Here is a 14,832-nt window from a genome sequence, read left to right as displayed (position 1 = left end):
CGACACTGCGAGAAACCATCACGAAGGGACAGCAGACAACGTGGGAAGGCCAGCCAAGCGCAGCGGACGGGCAACCGTCGTAGAGCTGATCAGCTATCCGGTCAAGGGCTGTGCCGGCACACCCATGCCGGAGGCGGAGCTCACCCGGGCCGGTCTGGTGCACGACCGCAGCTTCATGGTCGTCGGGGCGGAAGGCGTCTTCCGCAGCCAGCGCACCGACCCCGCCCTGGCACTGATACGCCCCGGGGTCGGCCCCGGCGGAACGCACCTCACCCTGTCCGCCCCCGGCATCGAGCCCCTGATGTGCGAGATCACGTACGGCTCCGGCGGCTCCGGCGACTCCGGGTCCGCCGTCAGGGCCGACGTCGAGATGTTCGGCACGCCGTACCGCGCCGTCGACCAGGGCGAGGCCGCGGCCGACTGGCTGTCCGAGGTGCTCGGCGCGCCCAGCCGGCTGGTCCGCGTCCCGCCGGAGCACGACCGGGTCACCGACGGCCTGACCCCCGGCACCTCCGGCTTCGCCGACAGCAGCCCGGTCCACGTCCTCTCCCTGGCCTCGCTCGACGACCTCAACTCCCGCATCGCCGCCGCCGGAAGGGCGCCGCTGCCGATGAGCCGGTTCCGGCCCAACATCGTGGTGGACGGCTGGGAGGAGCCCCAGACGGAGGACCGCGCGCGACGGATCACGGTCGGCGGCTGCGAACTGGGCTTCGCCAAGCTCGCCATCCGCTGTGCCGTCACGCTGGTCGACCAGCTGACGGGCACCAAGGCCGGGCCCGAGCCGCTGCGCACCCTCGCCTCCTACCGCCGGGTACCCGAGGGCGGCGTCGCCTTCGGTTCGAAGTTCTCCGTGCTGGAGCCCGGAAAACTGACGGTGGGCGACGCATTCAACGTCACAGCGTGGGGAACCGATTGATCCGATACGGCCCGATCCGCCAGATCGGTCCGATCAGATCAGCCAGATCAACCAGATCAGTCAGATCAGATCAGTCAGTTCGGTCGATCAGATCGGCTCGGTCAGTTCGGCTCGATCAGCCCTGCCCGCCTCACGAGGAGTGCGTAGATGCCCAAGATCCTGCTCATCGCCGGCGACGCCACCGAAGACCTGGAGTTCTTCTACCCGTACCAACGGCTGCTGGAGGAGGGCTACGAGGTCCGGATCGCGGCTCCGTCACGCAAGAAGCTGCAGTTCGTCGTCCATGACTTCGTCGACAACTTCGACACCTACATCGAACGCGAGGGCCACTCCTGGCCGTCCGACCTCGCCCTCTCCGAGGTCGACCCGGCCGAGTACGCCGCGCTGGTGCTCCCGGGCGGCCGGGCGCCCGAGTACCTCCGCACCAACACCGACTTCCGGCGCGTCGTCACCCACTTCTTCGACGCCGACAAGCCCGTCGCCCACATCTGCCACGCGGCCATCACCCTCGCCCCCCTCGGCGTGCTCAAGGGCCGCCGCACCGCCGCCTACCCGGCCTGCGCACCGGACGTGGAGATGGGCGGCGGCACCTTCGTCGACGGCTCGGCGGTGGTGGACGGCAAGGTCGTGTCGGCCCGCGCGTGGAACGACCACCCGGAGTGGATGCGGGCGTTCATCGACGTCCTGCGGAAGTACGCACCCGTGAAGGGCTGAGCGCCTGTGAAGCGCTGAGGAGGAAGCCCGGCCGGTCAGACGGCGCCCGGTGCCGCCGGCCGCGGGCCGTACGGTCCGTCCGGCCCCTGCGGGGAGCCTCCCCCGGCCGGGTTCCCGTCGTCGTGTGCGGCCCCGTCTGCGGGCCCGTGTGCGTCCCCGGGGGCGCGCCCCTCCCCGTACGCCACCAGGGTGAGCACGATCATCCCCAGCACGACCATCATCGCCAGGAACGCGACCCAGCCGACCAGGCCGACGGAGAACGCGCCCAGCAGGCCGTGCACCACGGCCGCGCTGATCAGGACGATCCGGGCGAAGCCGCCGGGGGCCCGGTCACGCAGGGCGGTGCGGATCAGGATGAGGGCGCAGCAGAGCAGGTAGAGGCCGAAGAGACCGCCGGCCACCCAGGAACCGGTGGACATCGCGCGGGGCTGCAGACCGGCCAGCGACATCTGCTGCTTGTCCACGACGATGCTCAGGATCCAGTTGAGCAGCACGATCCCGCACGCCTCGAAGATCAGTACCACCGCCGCGGCCAAGGCCACCGGTCGTCGCGCCACCACCGTTCACCCACTTCCGCCTGTGACCCCACGTATGTGACCCCACGTACGCCGGTTGCCCGGAGTACACCGAAGTACAGCTGCTACCCCCGGTACGAAGGCATGCCGCACGCTACTCATGGGTAATGGGCGGGGCAAGGGTTCTGCACGGGTCGGTACCAAGGGTTCTGCACGGGTCGGTACGGAGAGGACGAGCCACGGCGCGCCGATGGGCCGAACGACCCGCAAAGTTTCCTTCGCCCATTCGTAGGGATTCCACAAAGAATTGACGATCCGCTGGACGCGCGATGTCCGAGACCTAGACCACACCGGGTCCCGCGCCGGACCCCGGGAATCCGGGCCTACCCTGGGATACCAGGGGGCCGAGGTCCCTCACCGGCACCCCCACCACGCTCCGTGTGGGAAAGGTCACCCCAGGGAACGGGTCGGCATGCGGTGTCGCCAGTCCCTAAAATCGCCGCATCTCTATTGTTGCGGCGAAGCGCCAAGGAAGGACCCATCGTGCGCAAGGTGCTCATCGCCAACCGTGGCGAAATCGCTGTTCGCGTTGCCCGTGCATGCCGGGACGCGGGAATCGGCAGCGTAGCCGTCTACGCCGACCCCGACCGGGACGCGCTGCATGTACGCGCGGCGGACGAGGCGTACGCGTTGGGCGGTGACACCCCTGCCACCAGCTACCTGGACATCGCCAAGGTCCTGGCCGCCGCCGCCGATTCGGGCGCGGACGCCATCCACCCCGGCTACGGCTTCCTCTCCGAGAACGCCGAGTTCGCCCAGGCCGTCCTCGACGCCGGGCTGACCTGGATCGGCCCGCCCCCGCAGGCCATCCGCGACCTGGGTGACAAGGTCGCCGCCCGGCACATCGCCCAGCGGGCCGGTGCACCGCTGGTCGCCGGCACCCCCGACCCGGTCTCCGGTGCGGAGGAGGTCGTCGCCTTCGCCAAGGAGCACGGCCTGCCCATCGCGATCAAGGCCGCCTTCGGCGGCGGCGGCCGCGGCCTGAAGGTCGCCCGGACCCTGGACGAGGTCCCCGAGCTGTACGACTCGGCCGTCCGTGAGGCGGTCGCCGCCTTCGGCCGCGGCGAGTGCTTCGTCGAGCGCTACCTGGACCGCCCCCGGCACGTCGAGACCCAGTGCCTGGCCGACAAGCACGGCAACGTCGTCGTCGTCTCCACCCGGGACTGCTCCCTGCAGCGCCGTCACCAGAAGCTGGTGGAGGAGGCCCCGGCCCCGTTCCTGACGGACGAGCAGAACGCCGAGCTGTACCGCGCCTCCAAGGCCATCCTCAAGGAGGCCGGCTACGAGGGCGCCGGCACCTGCGAATTCCTCGTCGGCCAGGACGGCACCATCTCCTTCCTGGAGGTCAACACCCGTCTCCAGGTCGAGCACCCGGTCACCGAAGAGGTCACCGGCATCGACCTGGTCCGCGAGATGTTCCGGATCGCCGACGGCGAGGAGCTGGGCTACGACGACCCGGCCGTCCGCGGCCACTCCTTCGAGTTCCGTATCAACGGCGAGGACCCGGGCCGCAACTTCCTCCCGGCCCCCGGCACGGTCACCACGTTCACCCCGCCCGCCGGCCCCGGTGTCCGCCTCGACGCGGGCGTGGAGTCCGGCTCGGTCATCGGCCCCGCCTGGGACTCCCTCCTGGCCAAGCTGATCGTCACCGGCGCCACCCGCGAGCAGGCCCTGCAGCGTGCCTCCCGCGCCCTGGCCGAGTTCACCGTCGAGGGCATGGCCACCGCCCTCACGTTCCACCGTGTGGTCGTCAAGGATCCGGCGTTCGCCCCCGAACTCACGGGGTCCGACGAGCCGTTCACGGTCCACACCCGCTGGATCGAGACCGAGTTCGTCAACGAGATCCCGGCGTTCGCCGCGACCGGCGAGCAGGAGGCCGAGGCGGACGTCCGCGAGACGGTCGTCGTCGAGGTCGGCGGCAAGCGCCTGGAGGTCTCCCTCCCCTCGTCGCTCGGTATGCCGCTGGCCCGGGCCGCGGTCGCCGGTGGCGCCAAGCCCAAGCGCAAGGCGGCCAAGAAGAGCTCCAGCGCGGCCTCCGGCGACACCCTCGCGTCCCCGATGCAGGGCACCGTCGTCAAGGTCGCCGTCGAGGAAGGCCAGCAGGTCACCGAGGGCGAGCTGGTGGTCGTCCTGGAGGCCATGAAGATGGAACAGCCCATCAACGCCCACCGCTCCGGCACCATCAAGGGCCTGGCCGCCGAGGTCGGCGCGGCCCTCACCTCCGGCGCGGCCATCTGCGAGATCAAGGACTGACGCACCGACGCGATACGCCTGAGGGGCTCCCGGCATCCCACCGCCGCGAGCCCCTCAGGCGTTCCGCGCCGGCGTTTCCGCACCGGCGTTTCCCGTCCAGGCGGTTTCGCTCAGGCCATTCCGCTCCAGGCGCTTCCGTGGCAGCGGTCAGGAACTCCCCACCACGTCCTCCGGGAACGTCAGCCGCTTGTCCATCCACTGGAGCGCGGCGGGCAGTTCACGCCGCCAGGTGGCGAAGTTGTGGCTGCCGTGGTCGAGGACGATCGCGTCCGCCTTCATCGGCGGTCCGACCGCGGCGAGGAAGGCCTTGGCGGCGGGGTAGTTCTTCTCTCCGGTACGGCTGGTGCCCACCAGGACGTTCACCCGGGGGGCGGGCAGGTTCCGCAGCCGCCACATCAGGTCGTGCTCCTGGCGGCGGCGGGCCCGGTCCCGGCCGTCACCGAAGAGGTCGCCGGTCGTCGGGTCGTTGCTGACCTTGTAGTCGGGGGAGAGCGCGGCCGCCGTGGGGTACGTACGGTCGTGCCGCATGGCCAGCTGGAGGGCGCAGCTGCCGCCCGACGAGTAGCCCAGCACGCCCCAGCCACCGGGGTCGTGGCCGACGCGGTAGTGCGACCTGAGGGCGTCGGGCAGGTCGCGGGCGAAGAAGGTCTCGGCCTGCGGGCCGCCGGGCACATCGACGCACTGGGTGTCGCGGGGCGGCGCGATGGTGGGCCGGAGCATCACGATGACGGTCGGCTGCATCCGGCCGGACCGGATCAGCCCGCCCGCGGTCTGCGGCAGCCGCAGGTGCTGGCCCAGCAGGAAGCTGCCGCCCGGATAGCCGCTGAGCGCGACGATCACGGGAAAGCGCTGCCGGGCGTACTGCGGCTGGAAGTACTGCGGCGGCAGATAGACGTACGCCGGGTCCACGGCCCGGGTCCGCTTGCCGACGATCCGCACCGACTCGACCTTGCCGGCCCGCTCCGGCGGGCCCTTCGGCAGGCCGTGCACCTTGTCCAGGCCGTCCGGGGTCGAGGCCTGGACCAGGCCCTTCGACGGGTCCCCGGCGGGCCCGGCCGCTCCGCCGTCGCCCCACTTGTCGACCGCGCCGGGCGCGTCGTCGTAGAGGCCGAGCAGCTCGTGCCAGGAGCCGTAGAACTGGAAGTTGGCGTTCACGGCCAGCCCGAGCGCCGCCACGAGGGCCAGCTGGGTCACGACGACCGCCCCGAGCCGTCCCAGCATCGCCCGCGGCCCCCGGCCGGCGAACCGCGGCCACAGCCAGAGCGTGAGTCCTACGCAGACCACGGCGACCGCGGCCATGACGAGCAACAGCGACCGGCTGGTCAGTCCCATGACGTATCCCTCGGTACTCCGCGTCGCGCTCCGCTCCCCCGGCAGGATCACGGTCCGGCTGAACCACACGACGCATCCGTTTCCCAGACCCTCCGGAAGCCCCCGGAAGACCTCATTGCGCCAGGTTTGATGCCCCAGCCCGCCCCCGCGTTGCGACACACAACAGGTGTTCGCCCGCGCGCCGTCCGCGGTACGCCGCAACTTCCGCTCCCGTTCCCCTCCCGATCCGGATCCGGCGGGAACGGCCGGGCGGCGGGGCGCGTCCCGCCTGGTGAACAGTGAGGTGTGATCACCTGTGCGGCCCCCCGCGCGGCGCCCCGTCCGGGCGCACCTCACACCGGCACCGAGTGGCGTGCACACAACAGGCATCGAGGTAGTGACCCATGGAACTCAGCTCGTTGACGGGCGTTCGCCAGGCCGTCACCGTCATCCTCCCCGTGCGGCTCCCGGCCCTGCCTCCATGGGACGCGGGGCCCTTGCCGCTCGAACTCGGAAGCCGTCGCGCCGATACGTCCACCCGGCAGACGTACTTCACCCCGGCGGCGGCCCGCGCCCTGTACGGAACGGCGGAACGTCCCTGCCGCTGGCACCGCTTCGTGGACGTGACGCACGGCCCGCTGCACCTGCACGGCCTGGAGCTGCTGCGCACCGCGACCGACCGCTCCCGGGAACACGCGCTGGCGGTTCTGCACCTCACAGCCGAAGGCCCGACGCTGCTGGAGACCCTCCGGGCCATCGGCCACCGGCCCCAGGCGGCCGCAGACCCGCTGAGCGGCCCGCTGGCTCCGAACGCCCTTCTCGGCGGGATCGCGGAACTCAGGACGGCCGAAGCCCCGTTCGCGATCGCCCGCCCGTATACCGTCGCCTTCCTCACCCCCGCGGCCGGCCACACGGCTGCCCTGCGCCAGGACGGCCGGCTCTCCGAGGCAGCCGATCGCTGGCTGTGGCAGCTGGCCTCCCGCTCGACGGAAGCCGACTTTCCCGCGGCGCCCGAGCACCTGACGTCCCAGCGGGAGCACACCGTCCGGATATCCGCCGACTGGAGCGCCCTCGTGCTCCGCCACGGGGCTGCCTTCCTCGGGCACCGGCCGGACCAGGGCGACGGCGACTTCTTCACCTTCGCCGCCGTGCACCACCGCACCATCTACCTCGACGCCCTCTTGCTCGGAACCATCCAGCGCGACCACATCGACGAACTCACCGACGCGCTCTCCGATGTCTTCGACAAGCCGAACATCGGCCCGCGGGTCGCCGCACTGGAACAGCGGATCGCAGCCTTCCGGAGCACCTACTGGCGGCAGCACCTGACCGCCCACGGCCCGGCCAACGAACTCCTCCTCGCCTACCAAGGGCAGTATCGGCTCGCGGACCGTTTCGCGGAGATCCTCGCCGAGGCGGCCGACTACGCCCGCCTCGTCCAGACCCAGGACAGTCAGCAGATCGCCGGCGCCCTCGGCGTCCTGACCATCCTCGGCCTCCCCCTGGGCACCGCCCTGAGTATCCTCCAGGTGCTCGACGACCACGACCCCGGCCACCTCTTCCTGGCTCTCGGAGCGGCCGCCCTCTCCACTGGCGTGGCCTTCACCACCCGCTACGGCCGGCTGGTCCTGGACTCCCTGCGCGACCGGGTCCGCAACGGCTCGGACTGCTGAACCGTCGCCTCTCTCGCACCAACCCACGTCCTCTGATGGGTAGTTGGCAACTACAAAGCTTGGTACGATGAGCGAAAAATTGCCGAAGAGGACACGGACGAGCGTGACGGTCAACGAGGGCGAGTCACTCCGGCTTTACAAGAAGGCTTTACGGTATGCCGAGTCGGACCCGGAGGTCTTTCTCAGCACAGCGAGGAGAGCGGCGGAGTCGATCCTCTTGGATATCGCTATGCAGGAAGCCGTCGGCTCCAAGCCGACGCTTGAGTCCCTGTTGACCGTTCTGGCCGCCAAGGGGCTGGTTCCGCCCAAGGTCGTCCTGGCGGTCCGGACCATCCAGAACTATGGGAACTACGGCAGTCACGCCCAGAAGATCTCGGACGAGGAGATCTCCAGCGAGGACGTACGTCCCTGCCTCAACGCCCTCACACAATTGGCGGTCTGGTACGGGCGCACCAGCAAGGCCCTGGCCGAGGACGCGGCGCGACAAGGACTGACGGCCGCTCAGCACACCACGAGCACCACACGCCTCGCCGATTCCTCGCTGATCGTGGTCAAGGCCCTGCTGCTGGGCTGCGGCTTCGATCAGCTGCTGACGCAGCACAAGCATCGGCTGGTACAGGTCCAGCTCCCCTGGTCGGACCACCTGGTCAGGGATGTGTCGCGACGGCTGCTCGACCTGGCGATCTACAACGAGCAGCGGGTGCGGCGCCTGCTCGCGGAGGACGACATCCGGGCGCAGGTGGTCCCCCTCGGGCGGGTGGGCTACTCGATGGGCGGGCGCAACTTCTATCTGCTCGCCGCGCGCGGCGGACGCTGGGGAGACGTCACCGCCGCGGAATTCCTGGCAAATCCGTCCGGGGCACAGATCGCCGTACCAAAACTCAGCGATATGTTCGACAACATCCTGGCGGCGTTCTCGACCGACGAAGCCGGCCTGCGGGAAATGGGCGTCAGCATTCTGGACGTACCGCACCACCTCGGCCTGGAACTCTTCCACCTGAACAGAGACGTGCTGGCCGTCGGCGGCCAGAACCTGCGTATGCACGCGCGCGACAGCGACGACTATTTCGAGCTGCTCAACTCCGACATGCTGCCGGCCCGGGCTCAGGAAAAGCTGCGGTCGGCGGCCGCCAACATCCTGGTGGCCAACCGCTCCTGGCTCACCGAGACCGGGGCCGATCCCACCGAGCTGCACCGCGAGCTGATGCGCACCTTCCATGACCTGGGGTCGGAGCGTTCCCGCTTCGAGGAGCTCGTAAGAGACCTGGTCACCCACGCTTCCTTCCCACACGAAACCGACCTCGCGGGCCGAGAACGCCTGGTGCGCCATGTGCTGTTCGAGAGCTACCGGCTGGGGGAACCGTGCTAGAGCCGGCACAGGCCCCGGGGCACGACCGGCCGGCCGCTCCCCGCAGCGCCGTCCGGGCCAAGCGGGTACTCGTCGTCGGCGGCACCAATTTCGACATCATCGTCCGGACGGAACGGCTGCCGGAGGAGCACGAGAAGCTCCGGGGCGGTGCCTGCTCCGCGCTGCCCGGCGGCTCCGCGGCCAACACCGCGCTGGGCCTGGCGCGGCAGGGCTGCGCGGTCCGGCTGGTGTCCGCGGTGGGCGACGACACCCTGGGGCGGGTGTGCCTGGACGACCTCCGGGCGGGCGGGGTGGACACCTCGCTGGTCCGCACGGACACCACCGCCCGGACCGGCATGGCGATCGTCTTCTCCTCGGCCACCGGTAAGCGGATGATGACGTTCGCGGGCGCGGACCGGGACGCCGCCGTCGCGGCGGTCACAGCGGAGGCGGTGTGCGACGTGGACCATGTGCACGTCGTCGGCGAGCCCACGCCTCCGCTCACACGGGTGGTGGCCCTCGCCCGGCAACACGACCGTTCGGTGTCGGTGGAGTGGAACGGCCGGGACATGAGCGCGCTGGCCAGGGGGTCGGCCGCGCTGAACCTGATGAACGCGGACGAGGCCCGACGGCTGCCCGAGGCGTCGCCGCACGACACGGCGGCCACCGCCCAGCGGTACGCCGAGTCGCTCGCGGGCGAGGTCATCGTGACGCTGGGGCCCGACGGGGCCCTGTGGGCGTCACCCGGCCGCCGGCCGGTGCACGTACCCGTCCGGCCGGTCGAGCCCGTGGACCGTACCGGTGGCGGCGACGCCTTCAACGCCGGTGTCCTCGCGGGGTGGTTGAGTGGTGCCCCGACGGAGGAGTGCCTGCGCCGGGGCCTCGAATCGGCGTTGCATGTGATCACGAAGATAGGAGCTCACCCGTGACCAGATGGCTTGGCATCGCACTGCTGCCCAGTGCGGACCACCAGCGGGCCGCGATCCGGTTGCAGGAGAAGGTCGGCGGCGGGCAGCAGCTGCGCCCCACCCTGACGAAGGACGGAAACCTTCCCCATGTGACCGTGTTCCAGGGGCCGTTCACCGACGCACTCGACCCGGAAGCGGAGCTGTCGAAGGTCGCCGGCTCCCTGGCGCTGCCGGGCGAGATCCAGCTGGCCGCCACGGGCATCGTCTACCAGCCCACCGGCTGGGTCTTCCTCTCCCTGGAGCGGCCGCCCCTGCTGGAAGGTCTGCAGCAGGCCGCCCTGAACATCCTGGACGCCTACCTCGCCCGTGAGGCATTCGACACGGCCAAGGACACCTCGCGGTTCTCGGACAGCGAGCGCGCCAGCTTCGCACGGTACGGCTACCGCTACACCGGCGACGCCTTCGCCCCGCACATCACGCTGGGCCGCGCCGAGGAGCACATCGCCCGGGACCTGGTACGCACAGCGCCCGAACGCGCCTCCGTGCAGCCGGAGTGGACGTTCGACAGGCTCAGTTTCTACGTGATGGGCGAGCACGGCGCCCACGCCGAGATCCTGGCGGAGCGAGCCCTGGACCTGCCATGAGCGACGCTGGCACGCTCTTGTCGGTGGCGGAGGAGGCCGTCGGTGCCGGGACCGCGTGGCTGGACGGTGCCGGACGGGAACGGTCCCAGCGGCAGCGGCGGTTCAAACCGTCGGGCGAGGAGGTCACCCCCGCGGACGTCGAAATCGAGCGGGTGGTCTCAGAGGTACTGCGGAGGCGTTCTCCCGGCATTCCGGTCATCGGCGAAGAGTCCGCCGGCGAAGGCGCTGCGCGAGGGGCGATGCGAGGAGCCGGGGAAGCAGCGGAGAAAACGTCACTGCCGCCCCGGTGCTGGCTGCTGGACCCCATCGACGGCACCATGAACTTCACCCGCGGCGCCCCCTTCTACGCCGTCTCGCTGGCATACGTGGAGGACGGACGCCCCCGGCTGGGAGTCATCGATGCCCCGGCCCTCCGCCGTCGCTGGCGTACGGGATCTCCGGGCGGTGGACCACACCCCACAGCCCGTGCCGGAGCAGTGCGCGAAGCGGTCATCGGCATCACGGGTACCGGCTCCGGTGACCCGGGGCTGGTCGGCCGACGCCTCGCCGCGCTGCACAGCACCGCGTACCGGATCAGGATGCAGGGCGCCATGAGCCTGGACCTGGTGGGGGTGGCGGAGGGCTGGCTGGACGCCTGCGTCTGTCTCGGCCCCAAGCCCTGGGACGTGGCTGCCGGAGTGGCTCTCGTCCGGGAACAGGGCAAGGAGGTACTGGGCGGGAGCGGCCGCGACTTCGCCTTCGATTCCCCGGTCCTCGTGGCCGGTGATCCGGCCGTGACGCGGGACCTGCTCGCCCTGTGGCTGCCGCACGCCGACGACCGGTGACACAGACGGGACGACCGCTGACGCAGACGGAGTGTGCCTCCACCACCCTCGTCGTCCGGCTGCGGTAATCGTTGCGCACCGCACGAAACGCCGCGGGAGCGGGCAATGGCATCCTGGAGCCACCGGCCGCAACCGGCCGGGTCGAGGGAGGACGGCGATGGCGACCGACACGGCAGGGCAGCGGCGGACGCCGCGGGAGCCGGTGGCGACCGTACCGGCGCGGACGCGGGACGCGCGCCCGATGCGGGCCGATGCGCGCCGCAACTACGAACGGCTGCTGACCGAGGCCCGTACCGCCTTCACCGAGCACGGCACGGACACCTCGCTGGAGGACATCGCGCGCCGCGCCGGCGTCGGCATCGGCACCCTGTACCGGCATTTTCCCAACCGCACCGCCCTCATGGGCGCGGTCTTCCAGAGCGAGGTGGACGCCCTGCTCGCCTACGCCAAGGAGCTGGCCGACGCCCCGCAGCCGTGCGCCGCCCTGGTCGACTGGCTGCGCGCGATCATCGCCCACGCCAGCACCTACCGCGGGCTGTCCCGCGCGCTGATGTCCGCGTCGACGGACGAGAGTTCGGGGATGGCGCGGTGCAGTATGCCGATGCGGGAGGCCGGCGGCGCACTGCTGGCCCGCGCCCAGCAAGCCGGCGCCGTACGCCCCGACGTGAACATCAACGACCTGATGCAGCTGACCAACGGCATCGCGCTGGCCGTCGAGGAGTCCCCGGACGACCCGAGGCTCGCCGACCGGTTGCTGACGCTCACGCTGAGCGGACTGAAGGCGGGGATCCGCCAGGGCTGACGGGGATCCCCCAGACTGACAGGGATCCGCCGGTCCTGGCCTTGCCCCGGCGGCGGACGCCCGCCTGTCGCCCGGCCCGGACGGGCGCTCAGCGCCGCCGGGGGGCCAGGTCGGCCACCCGGCCGCCCGGGTCGGACAGTGAGCCGGCCGAGCGGAGCTGTGGTGCTGCACCACCTCCGCCGCCCGGTGCGTGGTTGCGCCGCTGGCCCGGGAGCGGTACGTCCCGTCGTGGGCCCCGGCGGTCGCTCGCACCGCCCTCCGGACCCGCCTGCCCCGCCGCCCCGTGACCGGCACCCGAGCCGCCGGCGACGGCGATCTGGACGCCCTGGTCGGCCAGCGCCTGGAGCTCCGTGGCCGCCCGGTCGTCGTGGCCCGGCGGTTCGTCCGTGACGAGACGGGTGATCACATCCGTGGGGACGGTCTGGAACATCGTGTCGGAGCCGAGCTTGGTGTGGTCGGCGAGCACCACCACCTCCCCCGCCGCCTGGACGAGTGCCCGGTCCACGCTGGCGGACAGCATGTTGGAGGTGGACAGGCCGCGTTCGGCGGTCAGTCCGCTGCCCGACAGGAAGGCGCGGGAGACCCGCAGCCCCTGGAGGGACTGTTCGGCACCGCTGCCGACCAGTGCGTAGTTGGAGCCGCGCAGCGTACCGCCGGTCATCACCACCTCGACGCGGTTGGCATGCGCCAACGCCTGGGCGACCAGCAGGGAGTTGGTGACGACGGTGAGTCCCGGGACACGGGCGAGCCGGCGGGCCAGCTCCTGGGTGGTCGTTCCGGCGCCGACGACAATGGCCTCGCCCTCGTTGACAAAACCGGCCGCGAGATCGGCGATGGCCGTTTTCTCCGCGGTCGCTAGATGGGATTTCTGCGGGAATCCGGATTCGCGGGTGAAGCCTCCTGGCAGGACCGCTCCGCCGTGCCGGCGGTCGAGCAGTCCCTCTGCCTCCAGCGCCCGCACGTCGCGCCGTACGGTAACTTCGGAGGTCTGGACGACGCGGGCGAGCTCCCGGAGCGATACCGCCCCGTTGGCGCGCACCATTTCAAGGATCAATTGGCGACGTTCTGCAGCGAACACGAAACTGACAGTAACGCCAACGACCGTCTGTTTTCAGCAGGTTGCACCAATTAACGGAAGCTGTTCACGCGGCGGACCGCGACGTGGTATGCGACGCGCATATGTCGCACGTCCGTCGAACTCCCGCCCGACGCCGACCGCTTGCGCCCTGGTCAGCCACCCTGGCAGAACCGGAGGTGGTACAGCACCACCGTGCCCGAGTCGACAGCCCCGGAGAGACTCCGTGCAGGACCGTTTCATCCCAAGTGCTCACCGGGGGCACAAAGTTTTCAATCGTCCCTCGCCGCCCATTACCGTCCGTTATCGTCCCGCTATCGCCTACTCCCCGGCCGTCTTGCGGCTGTGGAGTTGGCGGGCGACCTCGGCGATCGAGCCGGAGAGGGATGGGTAGACCGTGAAGGCGCTGGCGATCTGCTCGACGGTCAGGTTGTTGTCGACCGCGATCGAGATGGGGTGGATCAGCTCGCTGGCGCGCGGGGAAACGACCACGCCGCCGACCACGATGCCCGTGCCGGGGCGGCAGAACAGCTTCACGAAGCCGTCGCGGATGCCCTGCATCTTGGCGCGCGGGTTGCGCAGCAGCGGGAGCTTGACGACGCGGGCGTCGATCTTGCCGGAGTCGACATCGGCCTGGGAGTAGCCGACGGTGGCGATCTCCGGGTCGGTGAAGACGTTCGCGGAGACCGTCTTGAGGTTGAGCGGGGTGACCGCGTGACCGAGGAAGTGGTACATCGCGATCCGGCCCTGCATCGCGGCGACCGACGCCAGCGCGAGGACGCCGGTGCAGTCGCCGGCCGCGTACACGCCCGGGGCGGTGGTGCGGGAGACCCGGTCCGTCCAGATGTGGCCGGAGTCCGTCAGCCTGACCCCGGCCGTCTCCAGGCCGATGCCCTCGGTGTTGGGGATCGAACCGACCGCCATCAGGCAGTGCGTACCGGAGATCGTCCGGCCGTCGGCGAGGGTCACCTCGACGCGGTCGCCGACGCGCTTGGCGGACTGGGCCCGGGACCGTGCCATGACGTTCATGCCGCGGCGGCGGAAGACGTCCTCCAGGACCGCGGCGGCGTCCGGGTCCTCGCCCGGCAGCACCCGGTCACGGGACGAGACGAGGGTGACGCGGGAGCCGAGCGCCTGGTAGGCACCGGCGAACTCGGCACCCGTGACGCCGGAACCGACCACGATGAGCTCCTCGGGCAGCTCGTCGAGGTCGTAGACCTGCGTCCAGTTCAGGATCCGCTCGCCGTCCGGGAGGGCGTCCGGGATCTCGCGGGGGTGGGCGCCGGTGGCGATCAGCACTGCGTCCGCGATCAGGCTCTGGGACGTACCGTCGGCGGCGGTGACCGTGACCTTCCGGGAACCGTCCGGCGCCTGGCCCGGCTCCAGCCGGCCGCGGCCGCGCATCACCCGGCCGCCGGCGCGGGTCACGGAGGCGGTGATGTCATGCGACTGGGCCAGCGCGAGGCGCTTGACCCGTCGGTTGACCTTGCCCAGGTCGACACCCACGACGCGCGCGGGGCGCTCCTTGTGGGGCGTGTCGTCCTCGACGATGATGCCGAGTTCTTCGTACGACGAATCGAAGGTGGTCATCACCTCGGCCGTGGCGATCAGAGTCTTCGACGGCACACAGTCGGTGAGCACCGACGCCCCGCCCAGACCGTCGCAGTCGACGACGGTCACCTCCGCGCCGAGAGAGGCGGCCACCAGGGCCGCTTCGTATCCGCCGGGTCCGCCACCGATGATCACGATCCGAGTCACGTCCTCCATTGTCCCGCACGCCGGTGACAGC

13 protein-coding genes are annotated in these 14,832 nt (G+C 70.8%); 9 read left to right on the top strand and 4 right to left on the bottom strand.

Annotated features, from left to right (window positions below; translation table 11 throughout):
- Window positions 1-124: 124 nt before the first annotated feature.
- Entirely contained in the window at window positions 125-916 is a 792-nt protein-coding gene (locus AZE13_RS02140) for an MOSC domain-containing protein (RefSeq protein WP_066926137.1), read from the top strand.
- A 147-nt stretch (window positions 917-1,063) separates the two neighbouring features.
- Window positions 1,064-1,630: a DJ-1/PfpI family protein gene (locus AZE13_RS02135; protein ID WP_066926134.1), complete on the top strand. Its 567-nt coding sequence runs from the start codon at window positions 1,064-1,066 to the stop codon at window positions 1,628-1,630.
- A 35-nt stretch (window positions 1,631-1,665) separates the two neighbouring features.
- Here the strand turns inward: AZE13_RS02135 and AZE13_RS02130 are convergent, their stop codons facing one another.
- The gene (locus AZE13_RS02130) at window positions 1,666-2,187 is read right to left on the bottom strand and encodes a hypothetical protein (RefSeq protein WP_258527536.1); all 522 of its coding nucleotides are present in this window, start codon (window positions 2,185-2,187) and stop codon (window positions 1,666-1,668) included.
- Between the two features lie 501 nt (window positions 2,188-2,688).
- Between AZE13_RS02130 and AZE13_RS02125 the strand changes: the two genes are divergently transcribed.
- Window positions 2,689-4,458 (top strand): acetyl/propionyl/methylcrotonyl-CoA carboxylase subunit alpha, encoded by a 1,770-nt coding sequence (locus AZE13_RS02125; RefSeq protein WP_066926131.1) that lies wholly within the window; start codon window positions 2,689-2,691, stop codon window positions 4,456-4,458.
- A 147-nt stretch (window positions 4,459-4,605) separates the two neighbouring features.
- Here the strand turns inward: AZE13_RS02125 and AZE13_RS02120 are convergent, their stop codons facing one another.
- Window positions 4,606-5,790 carry an alpha/beta hydrolase gene (locus tag AZE13_RS02120; protein WP_066927122.1) on the bottom strand — a complete coding sequence of 395 codons (1,185 nt, stop codon included), beginning with the start codon at window positions 5,788-5,790 and terminating at the stop codon, window positions 4,606-4,608.
- A gap of 383 nt (window positions 5,791-6,173) precedes the next feature.
- On the opposite strand from AZE13_RS02120, the gene AZE13_RS02115 reads away from it, so the two are divergent.
- The 6 genes from AZE13_RS02115 to AZE13_RS02090 all read left to right on the top strand — a co-directional run bounded on the left by AZE13_RS02115 (window position 6,174) and on the right by AZE13_RS02090 (window position 11,968).
- Window positions 6,174-7,442 (top strand): hypothetical protein, encoded by a 1,269-nt coding sequence (locus AZE13_RS02115; protein WP_066926128.1) that lies wholly within the window; start codon window positions 6,174-6,176, stop codon window positions 7,440-7,442.
- Between the two features lie 67 nt (window positions 7,443-7,509).
- Window positions 7,510-8,811 (top strand): DUF4145 domain-containing protein, encoded by a 1,302-nt coding sequence (locus AZE13_RS02110; protein WP_079123615.1) that lies wholly within the window; start codon window positions 7,510-7,512, stop codon window positions 8,809-8,811.
- Window positions 8,805-9,719, top strand: coding sequence for a carbohydrate kinase family protein (locus AZE13_RS02105; protein WP_079123614.1), 915 nt, complete (start codon window positions 8,805-8,807; stop codon window positions 9,717-9,719). Before AZE13_RS02110 ends, AZE13_RS02105 begins: the two co-directional genes overlap by 7 nt.
- Window positions 9,716-10,342, top strand: coding sequence for a 2'-5' RNA ligase family protein (locus AZE13_RS02100; RefSeq protein ID WP_066926122.1), 627 nt, complete (start codon window positions 9,716-9,718; stop codon window positions 10,340-10,342). The genes AZE13_RS02105 and AZE13_RS02100 overlap by 4 nt, the downstream gene beginning before the upstream one ends.
- On the top strand, window positions 10,339-11,166 hold the full coding sequence (locus AZE13_RS02095; protein WP_066926119.1) for an inositol monophosphatase family protein: 828 nt from the start codon (window positions 10,339-10,341) through the stop codon (window positions 11,164-11,166). Before AZE13_RS02100 ends, AZE13_RS02095 begins: the two co-directional genes overlap by 4 nt.
- 241 nt (window positions 11,167-11,407) lie before the next feature.
- Window positions 11,408-11,968, top strand: coding sequence for a TetR/AcrR family transcriptional regulator (locus AZE13_RS02090; protein WP_066927120.1), 561 nt, complete (start codon window positions 11,408-11,410; stop codon window positions 11,966-11,968).
- Window positions 11,969-12,056: 88 nt separating this feature from the next.
- Here AZE13_RS02090 and AZE13_RS02085 read toward each other — a convergent pair whose 3' ends face one another.
- Both AZE13_RS02085 and AZE13_RS02080 read right to left on the bottom strand, forming a co-directional pair.
- Window positions 12,057-13,010: a DeoR/GlpR family DNA-binding transcription regulator gene (locus AZE13_RS02085; protein WP_066926116.1), complete on the bottom strand. Its 954-nt coding sequence runs from the start codon at window positions 13,008-13,010 to the stop codon at window positions 12,057-12,059.
- A 354-nt stretch (window positions 13,011-13,364) separates the two neighbouring features.
- Window positions 13,365-14,810, bottom strand: a complete 1,446-nt coding sequence (locus tag AZE13_RS02080) for an NAD(P)H-quinone dehydrogenase (RefSeq protein ID WP_079123611.1) — start codon at window positions 14,808-14,810, stop codon at window positions 13,365-13,367.
- Window positions 14,811-14,832: the final 22 nt, after the last annotated feature.

Origin of the sequence: Streptomyces sp. NBRC 110611, assembly GCF_001590865.1 — a bacterium.
Classification (GTDB): Bacteria; Actinomycetota; Actinomycetes; order Streptomycetales; family Streptomycetaceae; genus Streptomyces.
The sequence above is the reverse complement of the archived record's forward strand: the minus strand, read 5'-3'. Positions and strand labels throughout refer to the sequence as shown.

What these genes read in the sequence shown, in the direction of transcription:
- AZE13_RS02095 (WP_066926119.1), top strand. Translation starts at nt 10,339, where the DNA reads ATGAGCGACGCTGGCACGCTCTTGTCGGTGGCGGAGGAGGCCGTCGGT.
- AZE13_RS02080 (WP_079123611.1), bottom strand. Translation starts at nt 14,810, where the DNA reads ATGGAGGACGTGACTCGGATCGTGATCATCGGTGGCGGACCCGGCGGA.
- AZE13_RS02135 (WP_066926134.1), top strand. Translation starts at nt 1,064, where the DNA reads ATGCCCAAGATCCTGCTCATCGCCGGCGACGCCACCGAAGACCTGGAG.
- AZE13_RS02090 (WP_066927120.1), top strand. Translation starts at nt 11,408, where the DNA reads ATGCGGGCCGATGCGCGCCGCAACTACGAACGGCTGCTGACCGAGGCC.
- AZE13_RS02085 (WP_066926116.1), bottom strand. Translation starts at nt 13,010, where the DNA reads ATGGTGCGCGCCAACGGGGCGGTATCGCTCCGGGAGCTCGCCCGCGTC.
- AZE13_RS02120 (WP_066927122.1), bottom strand. Translation starts at nt 5,790, where the DNA reads ATGGGACTGACCAGCCGGTCGCTGTTGCTCGTCATGGCCGCGGTCGCC.
- AZE13_RS02115 (WP_066926128.1), top strand. Translation starts at nt 6,174, where the DNA reads ATGGAACTCAGCTCGTTGACGGGCGTTCGCCAGGCCGTCACCGTCATC.
- AZE13_RS02110 (WP_079123615.1), top strand. Translation starts at nt 7,510, where the DNA reads ATGAGCGAAAAATTGCCGAAGAGGACACGGACGAGCGTGACGGTCAAC.
- AZE13_RS02140 (WP_066926137.1), top strand. Translation starts at nt 125, where the DNA reads ATGCCGGAGGCGGAGCTCACCCGGGCCGGTCTGGTGCACGACCGCAGC.